Genomic DNA, 18,523 nt, shown 5'->3' with positions numbered 1-18,523 from the left:
GAATAACCAATAATACATATATGTATAATTTGTTATTAATATTTAATTTTGTAAAATAAAAATAATTTAAATTAGGAGAAAAAATGGAAGTAGTAAATATTATTTCAAGTATGTTGACATTGTTTGTGCCATTGATTATATTTGTTTATTATATATATGCACTAATTGATATATTAAAGAGTGAATTTACAGGTAACAATAAATTAATCTGGCTGATTATTTATTTTATATTACCTTTTGTAGGTGTTTTATTATATTTTCTTATTGGTAGAAAACAAAAAATATCAAAAATACAAAAAAGTAATTAAATTTTGAATTTATATATTGGAATAATAAATGAAAAAATTAAATAAAAGTTTTGTACTTTTTATGTTAAGTGCAATAATACTTACAGGTTGTGGAACTACACAATTACAAACAAGAGCAAAATTAACTAGAACTATTACTTTAGATAAAAGTAAAAAACAAAATAGAAATATATATGTTCAAGTTTCAAATATAGCTGGAAGTGGAGGAGAAAATCTAAAGCTTTATGATGATCTAAAAACAAAATTACAAGCTAAAGGCTATACCTTAGTTACTAGCTCAAAAGATGCTTCTTATGGTTTGTTTGTAAATGTATTATTTGCAAATAATCTAAAGGAAGCAAATGCGATTAAGAGTGCTGTCTCTTCTGGAGTATTAGCAGGTGGTTCAACTGCTATTGGTGGAGGAAGTGGAAGTAGTTCTTTAATTGTTGGCGCTCTTGCTGCTCTAGGTGGAGGAATTATTGGTTCTGCTATGGAAGATGATATCTTTCGTGCTGTAATTGATGTGGAAATTAGAGATTATAAAATTAAAGATGCCAAAATAGATAATACTAATTACAATAAGTATTTAACAAGAGTATTTATAGAAGCTGTTAGGATGAATTTAAAGCTTAATGAAGCTCTTCCAATTTTAAGTTCAAAAGCATCAACAGAAATATCAAATTTATTTTAAGGAAAAGAATGAAAAGTTTTAAATTAAGTTTAATAGCAATATTACCGATATTTGCTATTTTTATGTTAACAGGTTGTGGTAGTGCCCATAGTAATGGTATATCTATACCAAATACAAATGAATATTGTATGAAAAATAAGTATATTGATAAAAGTGCTTGTGAAACTATAGTAAACTCAAATGTAGAAGATATATATTTGATTGATGGTATTTCAAAGTTAAGTGCATATGGATTTAAACATAAATCACATAATAATGTTTTAGCTGCAACAATTCAAGCTGCTGCAGAAACAACGCTGTTAAAAGATAAAAAATACTTTGCTATTTTATCTCCTGCTGCAATGTCAAATTTAAATGGAGTACTAATTAATACTCCAGAAGAGTATTTCAAAAAATGTGAAATAACAATGGGAGATGTATTAACTTTCCAAACAAATAAATGTGGATTAATTCCTAGAAATAATAATGGTATTATGACTATTAAAGTATTTAGTGAAAGACCACATGATATATTAGTATATGATGCAAATGAAGTAATTAAATACTTAAAAACTAATGGTAAATATGATGAAGATGGAAAAGTCAAAAAAATTGTATTTATGAAATAAGTTGTATTGATTTCAACTATATTATAAAGGTTAAGTTCTCTTGGACTTAACCTTTTTTATTTTAAAATAATTACATAAAGGATTATCATGTTTGAATTTACTTTTGATGAGATAATTGCTATATCTATAACATCTTTGTTAGTAGGGTTTATTCATATAATAGCGAAGTATAAGAACGAAAAAGTAATAAAAGATTTTACTCTTTTAAAAAGTCTTCAAATTATAGATAAAAATAATGGTTTTAACAATAACGATCTAATAGATAATAAAATTTCTAAATATAATTTAATTTGTAAGAATTTATATATTACTGCTTATATAACTTGCTTTCTTAGTATTGCAGCTTTTATATGCTTGTATATGTTAGATGCTAGGATTGATTATTTTTATTATTGTTTCGTTCTTATTTATTTTGTAATTTCTTGTTTTTATCATTCTCAAATAATAAATAATTTAATTTTAAATTTTAATTAATTGCTTAAATGTTTTAGAATATGCATTTTTTGCTTTATTCATTTCAAGAACAGCATATCTACTCGTACTTTGAATAGATTGGTGTCCGAGTATCTTTGCTGTAATTTCTAATGAATATCCATTATTTATTAATAAAAAAGCAGTCATATGTCTTATTGAATGTATATTAAAATCTATCATATTTAATTCTTTTCTAAGTCTTTTGTGAATTCTGAAAAATGAAGTATATGTTAATGGTAGCTTAGTATTTTGATTTTCAAATACATATATAGAATCTAAGTGTAAATTTCTTAGTTTTTTTAATTCATTTATTTGAAAATCTTCTAAATAATAATATTGATTTTTTTTAGTTTTGGTATTCTTATAATTTAAATGATAGATTCCACTTGCAAAATCTATATCTATCCATTTTAGTTGTAATAATTCATTAATTCTTCTACCATGTAATAGCATACAGTACAATGTTTTATAAGTCTGATTATTTATATTCATAATATAATGAATTAGTCTTTTAACGTCTTTTTTTGTAATTGAAAAATATTTTTTATTATCATATTTTGGCATCATTATGGAAGATGCCATATTATATTTGTAGATGCCATTATCTTGTAGATATATATAAAATTTTTTGAGTGCATATATTATTTTTTCTACTGTTGCAGGTCTTAAATAGGTTAATAACTTATTTGCATATAACTGCAAGTCATTTCTTGTAACACTTCTAATATCTTTGTATTTAAAATCAATACTGATATATTTATTATAGATTGAGTTATAATTTGAAATAGTGTTTTTTGCTAAATAAGGTGCTCTAAATGCAGTAAATTTTTTAAATAATGTTGGAATATCATATTTTTGGTCATAATTTGTCTCTAAGGCTTCTATTAGGCTTGAGGATGAAGATAATTGAATTTTCATTTTGTATGCTTCATATTCTGTTACCCCCCCCTCATGTTCGTATCCTACTATTTGTGTTTTTGTTTTTTTATTAACAGTATATCTTGCAATATAACATATACCTTTTTTTGTCTCTTTTTTATAAATTCCTTTATAACTTGTCTTGATACTTTTTGATAAGATAGAATTACTCATTGTACACTATCTTGTTACTGTTTTTAAAAATATTGCATAAGGTAAAAAGATATTTATTTTAATAAAAAAAGGGAAAGGTATCTTAAAAAATTGTTTAATAAAAATAATAAGATGATAAAAATAATGCTCATTTAACGTATAAGGAAATATTTTTATAACATTTATTTTAAATAAAAGTTTATAATATATCATGAGTGCTATTATATTTAAATTTAAAATATTTATCAAGTAATATGCATAATCTTTTTATTTTTTTAATTTATAAATTAATTTGTTTCGGGTACTGTTATTAATAATCTATTAGATGCACCCATCTGTAACAGTTCTGCACATTGCTATACTTATAACACTCCTTATGTATTTTATAAAAACTACCTTTTAAAATTAGATACAAATGGATTTTATTTAAGAGCAGATATACATCAATGGCTCGGAACGCTTTGTGACAATACCTGGTACGATAATGAGTTCTGGGTAAATAAAAAATTAGATTCATCAAAAAATACCTTTATAAATGTTTGGTTAAGTGGCAATGCAGATGATAAAAATCTAGCAACATATTGGAACTTTACAGCTCCAACTTGTGGTACATTTTGGAATTATGGACAAAATGAAAATACAAAATATGGTTATTTAATATTATATAAAAATGGTAATTTACTTTTTTCAACATCAGCAAAAGGAACAGGTACATACAATAAAATAGAAAATGTAAATAAAGGAGACCAATTTGTAGGACAAGCTCATTATTATACAACTGTAAGAGCATCAACTGGTTATTAATTTTAATGGGTAGACTATTATTCTAATACCTTTGTATTTAAAATCAATACTAATATATTTATTATAGGATTGAGTTATAATTTAAATAGTTTTTTTTGCTAAATAAGGTGCTCTAAATGCAGTAAGTTTTTAAATAATATTGGAATATCATATTTTGGTCATAATTGTTTCGGGTACTGTTGTTAATAATCTTCTAGATGGACAATATGCAAAAGATTATTACAATGTTGCAGAATCTACTATTGGAGTACATTTAGTTAATCCTACAAATGGAAGAAGACTTGATAATAATCAGATTTGGGGAAGTGTAACAAAACAAGGAACACAAACATATAACCTAGAGTATCATACATATTGGTATCCACTTTGGAAAGAGGGAAATACTTGTCCTTATTCAGGAGGAAAACGAACTAGTTGTGGAACTTTTTCAATAGGACAAAGTTGGGGTTGCCTTTCCTCAGAATGGAGATGTGATAGAGTTAATAAGAATTTTATAGAATGGCATTAAAACTTTTAAGTAAAATTTATTCCATTTTAAACTTCTCTTAATAGAGTTAATGTTCTTACTTTAAATAATACTTTTCACTTACAATAAAGTAAAAAGTATCATCTTATAAAACAGTTTCTATTTATACCAAACATCTGCGCCATATACCGGACAATTCCCTGTAACATAATACGTATACTTAACTCTATAATATGAATAATGTTTACAATTTTGTGAAGAATCAATTCCTCCATAAGAAGAAACAGCACTAGTACCTGACTTTAACCAAGAAGGTATTTTTGTACCCTGATAACCTTTTGTTTTCCAACAAATTCTTGATTTTTTACCATGCCCAAAATATGCATTAAAGTTAACTACTTGTTCTTTACAATATTTATTTGGTGTTCTTTTTGCTAAAGTTCCTACAGTGTTATTAGAATCAACGAATATTGTATTTAAATCAATACTCCAACCTCCATTTACTATTTCATCATCAAAGTTTTCATCCCCAAATTTTGCATTAACTAGCTTAGCATCCAACAAGTTATTAAAGATTGTACCCGAAACAGAGTAATACCATTGTTTAAATGTTCCATCAATACTTGATGTTACTCCTGCATCTGTATAACGATTTTGTGTACCTACTTCTTTTGTCAATACCTCTAAGCTATGTGTTATTAGAGGTAGGTTTCCTCTATCACCTTTTGTAAAAATTCTCGTTGCACTTTCTTGACCATCACCACTTGTATTATTTGTCCAAAAGTCAATATTCCCATTAACTTTATGTGTAAAAATAGTATTATTAACCATTACTTGAACATTATCTGGCGCATCTGCCCAATTAGTAGCTTGTGTATAAGTAGGTAGCACTAAAGCATTAGTATTAAATACTGCAACACTTGAATCATAATTTGTAGGTAGATTTAATATGCCATTTTGTACAAAAGATGAAGGTATTTCTGCACCTAATTTTGTAATATAAGTATCATCTTCTCTTTTATAAGTTATATTATTTTTATTATCAATTTGTTTTGTATATACTTTATTATCAAAAATTACAGAATTAATCCCATTTGTGTACATTTCTTCTATTGATTCTTGTGGAATAGCATCAACTAATCCATTTTTATTTTTTCCTGTTGATAGATAGTTATACATAAATAGATTATCAAATTTTATACCAGCATAATAATTGTTTTCAACTGTTCCATAACAAGATGTATCTGTACAATCATTATTTACTAAGTAATATCTATATTCTTTATTAAAGTTTGTAAAAATATCTCTTCCCGATGAGCTAGAAGAAAGTTGTATTTTATTATCTAAAGAAGTCCAAACATTATTTGTTTGTTTAAAGAAGTTATTGCTTTTTTTATCTAATACATAACCCCCATCTACTGTTTCAATAAAATTATAGTTTAATACAATATCATTAAATCCATTCGCTAAATAAACCCATTTCATATTTTGTGTTGGTACATCAAGTTTTTTTAATATATACAATGATGATGAATCTTTTAATGCAAAAGCAATACTATTTAAATTCATATTTGTTTTAGGAATAATATTTGCTAGAGTATCTGATGCAATATAGTTATTTGAAGCATCTACCCAATATTCACCAATTTTTGTAAATTCTTTTGTTCCAGAATATTCACCATTTTGTGTACTTGCATTGATTTTACTTCCACTTAATGCTGTTTGATATTTTGATACTAAGTCTAACATATCAAAAGTTCCACTAAATATTCCACCTAATTCCCATTTTTGAGATGTTGAACAAGTATAAGGAATTTTACTTGAACCTGAATCAACAAAGCCTAAATCTTTATAAAAACAAGGCATATTATTAAGTTGTTCTAGACTACTTGCTGTAATTGTTCCAGTTGTATCTAATGAACCTGTTGTTCCTTTACTTTCCCAAGAAGTTCCATTAAATATTGAGATATCAAGCCCACCATTCTCATTTGGTTTATACCATATCAAACTTGAATCATCTGGAGGCGTACTACCTATATACACATTTGCCAAAGAAGATAATGAGTAAATATCTTTTTTTATCTCTAGGTTAAATAATGGATCATCGTTAGATAAAAGTTTTTTCATATCAAAGATATTAATAAAGTTTTTGTACCAATTATCCATTGTTTTGTCAACATATTTAGTTGGACTACTATACATAAAAAACTCACTACTATTGTCATCTAATATATTTATTGATTCATCTGTTAATGTTTTTGCAACTTTTGGATCATATGCATATCCATTAATATCTAAAAGATTAAATTGATTTTTCTCATATCCTTTAAATCCAATATTTGTAAGATTATCATTTTCTTCTAAAGTTGTCCAAGTAATGTCACTTTGTTCTCCAAAGGGTCTATAACTTATACTTTTTTCTACAAGTGCAGATTGATTAGTAATTATATCAATAGAACCAAATAGGTCTTTATGTATATAATAGTTATTAGGAATTGATAAATCACTAATATTATCCTCATCATGAATAGCAATTAGTTGTCCATTGACATAGATATAGTTTTTATATTTTGTACCTTCATCATCTACTGTATATTTAAAGTTTTTACCAACTTTATAAGTTGTTGAGATTTTATCTCCATTGGTTCTTGTTGCTTTATAACTTGATTTATCTGCTGCATATAGTGTATCTTGTGTTAATAAACCATCTTTTATAATATTTGGCTCATTAACTGTAATTGATAGATTTGTTGTCTTATTTGTAAATTTATTTTCTGCATTGTTATAAGTATATTGACTATCAATTACATCTACATAGTTATATGCGATATTTGAATAAAAGCTTTCTCCTACACTTGAGGCACTTACAAGTCTATTTTTTTCATTATATTTATAACTTTGAGTAAATTTATTATTTAAATCATATTTTACTGTCAAGTTATTATTGGTATCATAAGTATATTGTATATCTTTAATATCATTATTACCATAATAACCAGTTGTGATTCTTAATAGGTTTCCACTAGAAGGATCATATACTCTTTTTGTAACTAAGCCATTTCCTAAAATTTCATTTGTTACTCTACCTAAAGGGTCTGTATCTAATATTTTGTAAAAATATTTATATTCATCACTAGCAAAGGTTCCAAGATACCCATTTTGTTGAGTTCCTCCTAAACCTTTTTTTAAGGCTTCATATTGGATATTATAATTATTAGATTGAGATAATAAAGATTGAGCATAGTCACTTATTGATGTTGCTTCATCTTTATAATTATTAATTAGTTTTTTATCAATATTTAATTTGCTATTTAGCAATTCTGGATTTGTAATGATTCCTTCAAGTAAATTACTAGCTTTATCAATGTATGTAGTAGATAATGAAAGATAATCTTTACTTCTACTATTAAAAGTATCTTTTAACCATTTGAAATTTTCTTCAGCACTATTCTCAGTCGCTTTTGGTAGTAAATAGTTATTTCTTATTTTTTTATAATTGGTTAAATATTTCTCATACTCAGTAATATTAGAATTTAATAATGAAATAGTTTCATCTAAAAGTGCAGATATTGAAATAAGCTGAGCTTGTATTTGGGTATCTATATTAGCATATTCTGTACTAAGTGTTGTGTAAAGTTCTTTTTTATAAGTATAAAAATTAACTTTTGATTTTAAATCATAATATTGCACATATAAGTTATACTCATTTGTTAAATTATCAGAGATAAGTTCTTTTAACGCATTAAAATCTAACTCGACAGAATCTTTTTTAGGAGATTTAATTGCACTTAGATAACCTAACTCATTATATTCATTGATTGTTACAAAACCATCAGGACTAATTGTTTTTTCTAGTTTACTTTCAGGTGTGTATGAATATTGTGTTGCAAAAGTTTTATTTCCAAGATATACTTTATCAGCTTTTATTCTTGAAAAATCATCATAAAAGTATTCCTTTTTATATTCTTTTGATTTTTCATATGCTAATTTTCCTTGACCATTATTTGCTCTATCGTAAACATAATATACAATATTTTCTGCTTCATTGGCATTATTAGAAAAAATCTCTTTTTTAACTAATCTATTTAGAAGGTCATAACTATATAAAACTTTTCTATTCAAATCATCAGTAGTTTCAATAAGATTTCCTATCACATCATATTTATATTGAAGATTTGTATTAGTACCATCATTATTGATTATTTTTGTTTTACCATCTGGATAAGTTACCGTTGTTGTATCATTGTAAGTATATGATGTAATTAGTCTTTGTTCATTTAGTCCAGGTTTATCTAAAGAAATAACTCTATTCTTTTCATCATAAGTGATATAAATAAAATAAGGTTTTTCACCCTTGAAATATGGCATAGAGTAAGAGCTTATTCTTCCATCATCATATGTTATATCTTCTAAAATATTTCTATGATTAAAAGCTAGTTTTTCTGTTTGGATTAATCTCTTTTTATTATCATAATATTTTGTGATATTTGGTTGCCCTTTTTCTGTGATAAGTAGTTTGTAAGAAGCATTATTAATTAAATCGTTTGTACTGTATACATAAGTTGTTGTTGTACTATCAGGTCTTGTTTCTTTTATTTTTCTATTATTTACATCATATTCCCAAGTTGTTGTTAAAGAATTTTCATCCACAAAAGAAATAAGATTATTATTTTCATCATAAGTTTTTGTTTGAATCTGTCCCAGTGGATTAATTATTTTTATAATTTTGTTTGAAGAAGTATCTCCATATTCATATTTTTTTATACGAGATTCTATACCTAACCCACTAATACTTTCTCTAAGCTCTCTTAAATTCACATCATAGTCATATTTTTTACTTAAAATCACTGAAGTATTTTTAGGAGCTTGAAGTGTAGTTATAGTTGCAGTATTATTTGTATCATATGATATTCCATAATAAGCAGTTCCACTTTCTGTAGATGTAGTAATTTGACTCAAAAGAGGTTCATTATTAGTTGAATATTCATAATCAAATATGATTTCAGAACTTTTATAAGGAAGAGTTATTGTATTATTTGCAGTATCTTTTATACTTGTTATCTTTAATCTTTTATTATCAAATAATGCATTATTTGAACTATCCTTAGTCAAATCTTTATAAGTATAAGTTAAACCTTCTTTCGTAGTGATTTGCCAGATAATTGAGTTGTTTTCATCAAGAGAAATAATCTTAGAAAAGTTATTACCTTTTGTTTGATATTCTGCATTGTTGCTTCCATAGGTATTTAAGTTATTTATTAATTCTATTTTTTCATCGCCAATACATAAAGGTGTGAAATTATATATTTTTTCATAATTACTACTGCTACAAGCTTGTAATGTTTGTATATTTGTATTTACTGCAAATAACTGTGTAGATAAAGTAATGGTAATAAAAACACTGAGCTTTAAAAAACTTTTATAAAATACTTTTGTCATGGTAATACCTTTAATTAATATTTGAACTTACTTGAGTGATGACTTTTTTTACATCATCAATTTGCATTTGAAGTTTACTAACTTCTGCACTTACACTACTATTTATAACGTTAGCCTTAGAATCTGAGCTAGAGTTATTTACTGTATTTTGAGATGAAGAAGAAGTAGATATGGAAGAATTTATTTTGGTTGGAGAACTTACAATATAATTATTTGACGCATAATTATATTTATTTTTTGTAGATAGGTTTTCATCTTCATTTGTCTTTTCTGATAAATTATCTTTTATTGATGCCTTATTTTTATTGTTAATATTGGAATTATTTTCTTTTAAGTCCAAATTAACTAATTTATCAATTTCTTGATTATTTATAATCTTTTTTGGATGAGTATCATTGTACTCTTTAAGCATGACTTGTGTTTTCTCTAACATAGTTTTTAAGTTAGATATCTTTATATCCAAATCTTTTGAATCGACTTCTTTTATTTTATATCCCAGAAGCTTATTTTTTCTGTCATCAATATTTTTATTAATATTAACAGTTTTGTCTGGAAGTAACTTTTCTTGGGTTATTTCTTCTTGATAACTATTACTATTACTGTAAAGTAAGTACATAGATACAAATAACATACAGACAAGTGAAGCAATAGATATATGGTAAGTATATTTTTTCATGTATAACCTTATCATAAAATTTACCAAAACTATATTGCTAAATAACTTACAAATTACTTAATAATACTTAAAAATTTCATTATTATTTTAAATAGTATAAATTATTAATAATATTACACTTACTTAATATAAAATTAAATCTAATATTATAATTTATATATAAAATAAAATTGTAATTAAGTAATATATAAGTTATTTAGCAATATAGTTTTGGTAAATTTAATCCAAGGATATGAAATGAAGTCATATATTGTGAAAATTTTTGCAATTTTTGTAGTTATATTAATTGTATTCTTAAGTTATAATTATCTAACTGATGATAGCACTCTTTCAGACACTAAAAATCTTGCAGATAAAAAGAATAAAAATAACGAAAAAGCCTTAGGTGAGTATAAAGTTAATACCAATAATTCAAATCAATTAAATGAAAAAATGAATAAAGTAAATAAACTTCTAAGTACTACAGATGAGCAACTTAAAAATTTAGAAAAAAATAGTTCTCTTAATAAAAATACAAAACAATCAAATAAACAGGAAATAGCAAAATTACAAGATGAGCTTACACGTGTTAAAAAAGCCATCAAAAAAATTAATACCGAATTTAATTAGCGAGATAGTTTATGAAATTTTTTTATAAGTCTTTTTTTATTTTTTTACTACTTGTGTGCTCTTTTTCTGCACTACATGCAGAGATTGTAGGAGCAACAAAAGGTAGCATTGATGTTTCTCAAGGTAGTTTAACTTATGATATGGAAATCCTCACTCCAAAAGGGATAGCAGGTTTAAAGCCTAGTCTTGGAATCAACTATAATTCTTCAAATAACATCAACTCATTTTTAGGTACTGGTTTTTCTTTGACAGGATTATCTTCTATTATAAAATGTAATCAATCTTTATTTAGTGAAAAAAATGATAGCTCTCGAACATATAATTATTGCTTAGATGGACAAAGGCTTCTACTTGTAGATACAAGTGATGTTTATGGTAGTACAGATTCTGAATACAGAACAGAAATAAATACCTTTAGTAAAATAATAAAAAAGTCTAATGCTTGGGAAGTTTTTACAAAAGATGGATTGATTTATGAGTATGGAAATAGTTCTGATTCAAAAGATGGAGAATCATTTTTTAGAGTAAATCAAATAAAAGATAGATATGATAATAAGATTCTATTTACCTATGCTTCCACAAATAACGAGCGCTTTATTACTAATATCTCATATGCAAATAATCAAATTGATTTTATTTATGAAGATAGAGATGACAAACGAAATGTCTTTTCAAATGGAATCAAATCAAATATATCAAAGCGTTTAAAATCTATTGTAGTAAAAACTGATAATCAAAAAATATCTTCTTATAATTTAAATTATGATTTTTTAGATAATAAATCAAAAATTACATCAATTCAAGAGTGTGTTAAAGACGATTGCTTAAAGCCTGTGGATTTTACATGGACATTATCAAATGATGAAACTTATAAAAATTATCATCTTTGGCAAGCAAGTGGAGAAGGTACACAAAGTAATAACTATATAACAGGTTCAGATACAAGTGGAGTATATAGTGCTCTAATGGACATGAATGGAGATGGCTTACCAGATAGAGTAAGTGCAAAGAATTATAAAACAGGAGAAACAGGCTTACATGTAGCTTTGAATAATGGTAATGGCTTTGATGCGATGCAATTATGGTATGCAAGTGGACAAGGGCCACATACAAATAACTACATAACAGGTTCAGATACAAATGGAGTATATAGTGCTCTAATGGATATGAATGGAGATGGCTTACCTGATAGAGTAGGACATCATAATTATAAAACAGGAGTAAATGGTTTACATGTAGCTTTAAATACAGGAAGTGGATTTGGTGAGTTTAAATTATGGCTTCCAAGTGGACAAGGACCTCACACCAATAATTATATTACTGGTTCAAATTCAGATGGTGTATATAGTGCCTTAATAGATATGAATGGAGATGGTTTACCAGATAGAGTAGGGCATTATAATTATAAAACAAAAGTTGCCGGTTTATTTGTGGCTTTAAATACAGGAAGTGGCTTTGGAGAGTTTAAATTATGGCTTCAAAGTGGACAAGGACCTCATACCAATAACTATATCACAGGAAGTAATAGTAGTGGTACATACAGTGGTTTAGCAGATATGAATGGAGATGGCTTACCAGACAGAGTAGGACATCATAATTATAAAACAGGAGTAGATGGTTTACATGTAGCTTTAAATACAGGAAGTGGATTTGGTGAGTTTAAATTATGGCAAGCAAGTGGAGAAGGTACACAAAGTAATAACTATATAACAGGTTCAGATACAAGTGGAGTATATAGTGCTCTAATGGATATGAATGGAGATGGCTTACCAGATAGAGTAAGTGCAAAGAATTATAAAACAGGAGAAACAGGCTTACATGTAGCTTTGAATAATGGTAATGGCTTTGATGCGATGCAATTATGGTATGCAAGTGGACAAGGGCCACATACAAATAACTACATAACAGGTTCAGATACAAATGGAGTATATAGTGCTCTAATGGATATGAATGGAGATGGCTTACCTGATAGAGTAGGACATCATAATTATAAAACAGGAGTAAATGGTTTACATGTAGCTTTAAATACAGGAAGTGGATTTGGTGAGTTTAAATTATGGCTTCCAAGTGGACAAGGACCTCATACCAATAACTACATAACAGGAAGTAATACTAGTGGCACATATAGTGATTTGATAGATTTAAATGGAGATGGATTTGTTGATAGGGTAGGGCATTATAATTATGCTACGAGTACTGCTGGTTTATTTGTAGCATTTAGTCCCAAAGTTCAAACACCTATTCATACTATTTCAAATCATAAAGATCAAAATGTAAATGTAACTTATACTACACTAAGAGATAGTGAGGTATATACTCCTTATAGCGATGCTGCATATCCAAATATTGATTTAAAAGCAAATTCTATGGGAGTTGTAAAATCATTTCGTGTAGCAGATGGGATTGGTGGAGAAAATGAAACAACCTTTAAATATGAAGGTTTTAAAATCAATGGAGAGAGAGGCTCTTTAGGTTTTGCTAAAGTTGAAACTTATAATGAATTATCAAAATCAAAGTCTATCTCGAATTTTATGCAATTTTATCCTTTCATTGGTGTAACTTCAAGTAGTGAATCTTATATAAATAATACAAAAGTATCAGATACAGATAGTACATTAAATATAGCAAAACTACATGAAAATCAAGATATTTTAAACTTACAAACAATTGAAAATATTCAAAATAAATATGACATAGATGGTACTTTACTTTTAGAATCTATTACAAGAAATAGTGATTTCGATAAGTATGGAAATATTGGGAAAATTGAGTCAATTACCCAAAAAGATGATATAAAATATGAAAAAATCACTCAAAGTAATTATATAAATCATGAAGATAGTTGGATTCTTTCTCGTTTGATAAATGCAAGTGTAACTCATATGCATACAGATGGTTCAAGCATAATAAAACATTCTGCTTTTGAGTATGATGATATAACAGGTACTCTAAACAAAGAGATAATCGAACCCCAAAGTGAAAATGTCTTAGCCAAAAGTTATGGCTATGATAAATATGGAAATAAAATATCAGAAACCATAACAGCAAGAAACACTGAACCAAGAACTACAAAATTTATCTATGATAATCAAGGTAAAAATATCATCCAAGCAGTCAATCCTCTCAATCAAACTGAACAAAGAGAATATGATATAAATAACCGTGTAGTAAAAGTAACAGGGCCAAATGGATTAAGTACAAGTTTTGCTTATGATGGGATGGGAAGGAAGATACTTGAAACAAGAGCAGATGGTACAACTACAACTTGGACTCACTCTTGGGATGAAAGTTTTCCAAACTCTATGTATAAAGTAGTAGAAACTTCAACTGGAACAACACCTGTTGAAACTTATTTTGATACACTTAATCGAAAACTTAGAGTTACAAAAATAGGATTTGATGGAAGTAAAATATATCAAGATGCCTATTATAATGCTTTAGGTCAAGTTGAAAAAACATCAAACCCTTATTATGCTTATGATTTACCTGATTATACTTATAATGAGTATGATGATTTAGGACGGCAAACCAAGCTTACACGAACAAGTGCTACAGGTGAAGTAGTAAGTAATTATTATGAATATGATGGTTTAAATGTAACTATTACCAATGCAAAAGGACAAAAGAAAACAACTATAAGTAATATCATAGGAAAAAAGACAAAAATCATCGAAGGAGATGGTACTTTTATTGAGTACAAATACGATGCTTTTGGTAATCTAAAAGAAACTAGAGATTCAAAAAATAATATAATACAACTAAAATATGACATCTATGGAAATAAAATTTATATGGATGACCCAGACATGGGTATCTGGCACTATGCTTATAATAGTCTAGGTGAACTTGTATCTCAGACAGATGCAAAAGGTCAAACAACTACTATGGAGTATGACCACTTAGGACGTATGGTCAAACGAATCGAACCAGAAGGTGAAACTTCATGGATATATGATATTGCAGCTCATGGGATTGGAAAAGTTGCCATTGAAAAAACTGACTTTTACAAAAAAGAGTATTTTTATGATAAATATACAAGAGTAATAGAGAGTAAAGAGTATGCAGACAACAAACTTTTTTCTACAAAGTTCACCTATACAACAGATGGAAAGCTAGATAAAACCATAAGACCAGATGGTTTTGAAACAAAAAATGAATACAATACTCAAGGATACTTAAGTGCAGTAAAATCACCTATTAAAGGTGATAGAGAATTTTCTTATGAAGAGATTAAAAACTTAATCAAAACAAATCTAAATAATAAACAAAACGCCTTTGATAAAATAATGCAACTTAATACTCAAGTTGAACTTTATCGAGCAAAATCTTTACAATCTTTTGCCCTAGCAAAAGAGTATGAGAGTAAAAATGCAGCTATTAAAGACCAATTAGAACAAACCGCGAAATTATTGGCAAGTACGGCTGTAGAGTTACAAAATATGGCTACAAAAACTGAAACTAATTATAATATATATGATAAAAATCTAAACTACTATCTCAATAAATTAAAACAATATGATGATGAAAACCTATACAAATGGCTTATGGATACTTTTCAAAGTTCTACAACAACTTTGATTGACCAATCTTTACAAAAACTTGATGATGCAAAAGCCATATTAGATAGCATCAGTGATGAAGACTCTTTAAATATCTATAAAGATATATCTTCTGCTTATATAAATCAATCAAAAAGAATAATAACCCAAGCAAAAAATGATATAGAACTATATAAAAACTACAAAGACAAATATGCTACCTTAACTACAGGGGTAAATAAAGCTTACCAAGGTATGTTTGAAGATGATGCTTATAAATATTATTACAAAATACTAAATGTAGACGTCTTTGGAAGAATCACAAAAGATATAGTAGGAAATGGTCTTGTAACCCTAAGGGACTACAACAAATCAAGTGGACAATTAAATAGTATCCAAACAGGATATGATGGTAAAAATGATGTTCGAGATATGAAATATACCTATGATGTTTTAGATAATGTAGTTTCAAAAGATGATTACAAACAAAATATATCTCAAAACTTTACTTATGATAATCTAGATAGAGTAACAAGTGCTAGTACCCTACAAAATGGAGTTTATCAAAACATACTTTATGAATATGATAATATAGGGAATATCACCAAAAAAAGCGATGTAGGCAACTACACTTATACAAAAGCCCACCAAGTAACAAATGCTGGAAGCCACAAATATACCTATGATGCAAATGGAAATGTTATCAAAAAAGATAATATAACTATAACCTTTAGCTCATACAATAAACCAATCATTCTAGAAGATGACAAAAATAAAACCCAGTTTTTTTATGCTCCAAATAGAGCAAGATACAAAAAAGTTCTTAATGGAAACAGCACCTATTATGTAGGAAAACTATACGAACAAGAAAACACTCAAGGAGTTATCAAATACAAAAACTTCATCTATGCAAATAATCAACTTATAGCCTTACACATAGAAGAAGATGATGGTAAAATGATTTTACCACAAAACAGATATATGCATAAAGATGCCCTAGGTTCTATTGATACTATAACAAATGAATCAGGTCAAGTAATCAAACGTATGACCTATAAACCCTTTGGACAACAAGTAGCCCAAGAGTGGATAAATGAAGCTAGTAAAGCAGTTGTAACCAAGCGTGGATTTACAGGACATGAACATATAACAGAGTTCAATCTTATACATATGAATGGAAGAGTTTATGACCCTGTTACAGGTAGGTTTTTAAGTGCAGACCCAACCATCCAAGCACCTTATGATACTCAAAGTTATAATAGATATACTTATGTAAAGAATAATCCTTTGAAATATACGGATCCTAGTGGGTATTCTTGGTTGAAGAAAGTTTTTCATGCTATTGGGAAGGTTTTTAAGGCTATTAAAAAAGCGATAGTTGCCATAGTTGCAATAGTTGTTGTGGTGGTTATTGCAATTTATGCTCCATATTTAATACCAATTATGCTAAAAGGTGCTGCATGGGGATTTGCGATAACATATGCTACAACTGGAGATGTTCATGCTGCTTTAAAGGGTGCTATGTGGGGAGCTCTTAGTGCAGGGATTGCTTTTGGGATAGGTGAATTAGCTTCATCTTTAACTTCTCAACTTGGGCCAGTTGGTGGATTTATTGCTAAAGGGGTACTTCATGGTATAACACGTGCAGCTATAAGTAAAGCACAAGGTGGGAGATGGAGTACAGGTTTTTGGAGTGGATTTGCAGGTTCAACATTAGCCCCTGTATCTAATATGGCAAGTGGGTATGAATCAAAAGTTATAATTAATGCAGCAATAAGTGGGACTACCTCTAAAATTGCTGGAGGAAAGTTTGTAAATGGAGCAGTAACGGGTGCATTTATTATGATGTATAATGATTTGGAACATGAGTATAAGGAACAAAATAATTTTACGCAAAAAGCTAAATCTTGGCTTTTTGAAAATATAGAAAAATTTAGTACTTATATGAGAGGTCAATTTTTAGAGGATAGTGGATATAATCAAATGGTAAAAGTAGGAAATGGTGTAATTACTATTTATGATAAATTTACAACTGGATTTAGTAAAATGATGATAAATGCTCCAACTGCAGCGAAAATTCCATTGTATGTTGCTGGCTCTATTACTGCGGGTCCACTTTTAGTTGCTGGTAGTGAATATGCTGTAGCCACTGCAGTTGTACATCCAGAAGTTGTTTTTGGATCTATTGGGTATATTGAATCAAGATATTTTGGTGGGATGTCACCAGGAGGTGGATTTCCAGAACTTGCCGGTACAATAGATGGATTTATAAATAATGAAGGAAGTCCGAAAAAATGAATTTTATTCTTAAAGTAATAGTAGTAGTAATTTCAATAAGAACTTTGATTAAAGGGATTGATTTAGTTATTAACTCTGATGCTAAATATTATTTAAGAGGAGTTTGTGTTACGTGTCAAAGTCAGTTATATACAATTATATTAGGTTGTGTACTCATCTTGATTTCACTTTTATTTTTTTATTTAGTCTTGAAAAATAAAATTAGAATTTAACATCGGGGTCAGTCGCCACCTTAAAAAAACTTGAAATATAAAAATTTCTAATTAATGTCATAACATAATAAATCTCCATAGAAAAGAGTAATAAAATTACTCTTTTTATAAACCACCACAAGCTTTTTTATAAAATTCTTTATCATATTGTTTATCATTTTATAAAATTCTTTATCATATTGTTTATCATTTTTATATAAAGAATAACATTGGGGTCAGACCCAATGCCGTTAAGTTAAGAAAAAACACCCTTAGAACCTCTAATAATTTTTATCTAAAATATCACTAAATAAACACCTACTAAATTACAAAAATAACTCCATACAACCCCTTTATAAAGGGGTTGT

9 protein-coding genes are annotated in these 18,523 nt (G+C 27.4%); 6 read left to right on the top strand and 3 right to left on the bottom strand.

Translation table 11 applies throughout. The features are described from left to right. The first annotated feature begins 83 nt into the window (after positions 1–83). Genes CRU95_RS15280 through CRU95_RS15270 form a run of 3 tightly spaced genes read left to right on the top strand, consistent with a single transcriptional unit; the run spans position 84 to position 1,589 of the window. Positions 84–308, top strand: coding sequence for a PLDc N-terminal domain-containing protein (locus tag CRU95_RS15280; protein ID WP_129101987.1), 225 nt, complete (start codon positions 84–86; stop codon positions 306–308). A gap of 28 nt (positions 309–336) precedes the next feature. After that, entirely contained in the window at positions 337–981 is a 645-nt protein-coding gene (gene traT / locus CRU95_RS15275; protein WP_129101986.1) for a complement resistance protein TraT, read from the top strand. A gap of 8 nt (positions 982–989) precedes the next feature. Next, positions 990–1,589: a hypothetical protein gene (locus tag CRU95_RS15270; RefSeq protein ID WP_129101985.1), complete on the top strand. Its 600-nt coding sequence runs from the start codon at positions 990–992 to the stop codon at positions 1,587–1,589. 459 nt (positions 1,590–2,048) lie between these two features. Here CRU95_RS15270 and CRU95_RS15265 read toward each other — a convergent pair whose 3' ends face one another. After that, complete coding sequence (locus CRU95_RS15265) at positions 2,049–3,155, bottom strand: site-specific integrase (RefSeq protein WP_129101984.1); 1,107 nt, start codon at positions 3,153–3,155, stop codon at positions 2,049–2,051. A 937-nt stretch (positions 3,156–4,092) separates the two neighbouring features. On the opposite strand from CRU95_RS15265, the gene CRU95_RS15260 reads away from it, so the two are divergent. Then, a complete protein-coding gene (locus CRU95_RS15260) occupies positions 4,093–4,446 on the top strand; it encodes a hypothetical protein (protein WP_129101983.1) in 354 nt (117 codons plus the stop codon). 117 nt (positions 4,447–4,563) lie between these two features. Here the strand turns inward: CRU95_RS15260 and CRU95_RS15255 are convergent, their stop codons facing one another. Together CRU95_RS15255 and CRU95_RS15250 are read right to left on the bottom strand one after the other, a co-directional pair. Further along, complete coding sequence (locus CRU95_RS15255; protein WP_129101982.1) at positions 4,564–9,843, bottom strand: RHS repeat domain-containing protein; 5,280 nt, start codon at positions 9,841–9,843, stop codon at positions 4,564–4,566. Positions 9,844–9,853: 10 nt separating this feature from the next. Continuing rightward, entirely contained in the window at positions 9,854–10,519 is a 666-nt protein-coding gene (locus CRU95_RS15250) for a hypothetical protein (protein WP_129101981.1), read from the bottom strand. A 237-nt stretch (positions 10,520–10,756) separates the two neighbouring features. Here CRU95_RS15250 and CRU95_RS15245 point away from each other — a divergent pair, with 237 nt between their 5' ends. Further along, positions 10,757–11,128 carry a hypothetical protein gene (locus CRU95_RS15245; protein WP_129101980.1) on the top strand — a complete coding sequence of 124 codons (372 nt, stop codon included), beginning with the start codon at positions 10,757–10,759 and terminating at the stop codon, positions 11,126–11,128. 11 nt (positions 11,129–11,139) lie between these two features. After that, positions 11,140–17,964, top strand: a complete 6,825-nt coding sequence (locus CRU95_RS15240; RefSeq protein WP_129101979.1) for an RHS repeat-associated core domain-containing protein — start codon at positions 11,140–11,142, stop codon at positions 17,962–17,964. Positions 17,965–18,523: the final 559 nt, after the last annotated feature.

The sequence above is a fragment of the Arcobacter sp. F2176 genome (assembly GCF_004116465.1).
GTDB classification, from domain to species: Bacteria; Campylobacterota; Campylobacteria; order Campylobacterales; family Arcobacteraceae; genus Arcobacter; species Arcobacter siniprincipis.
This window is presented reverse-complemented; position numbering and strand designations above follow the sequence as displayed.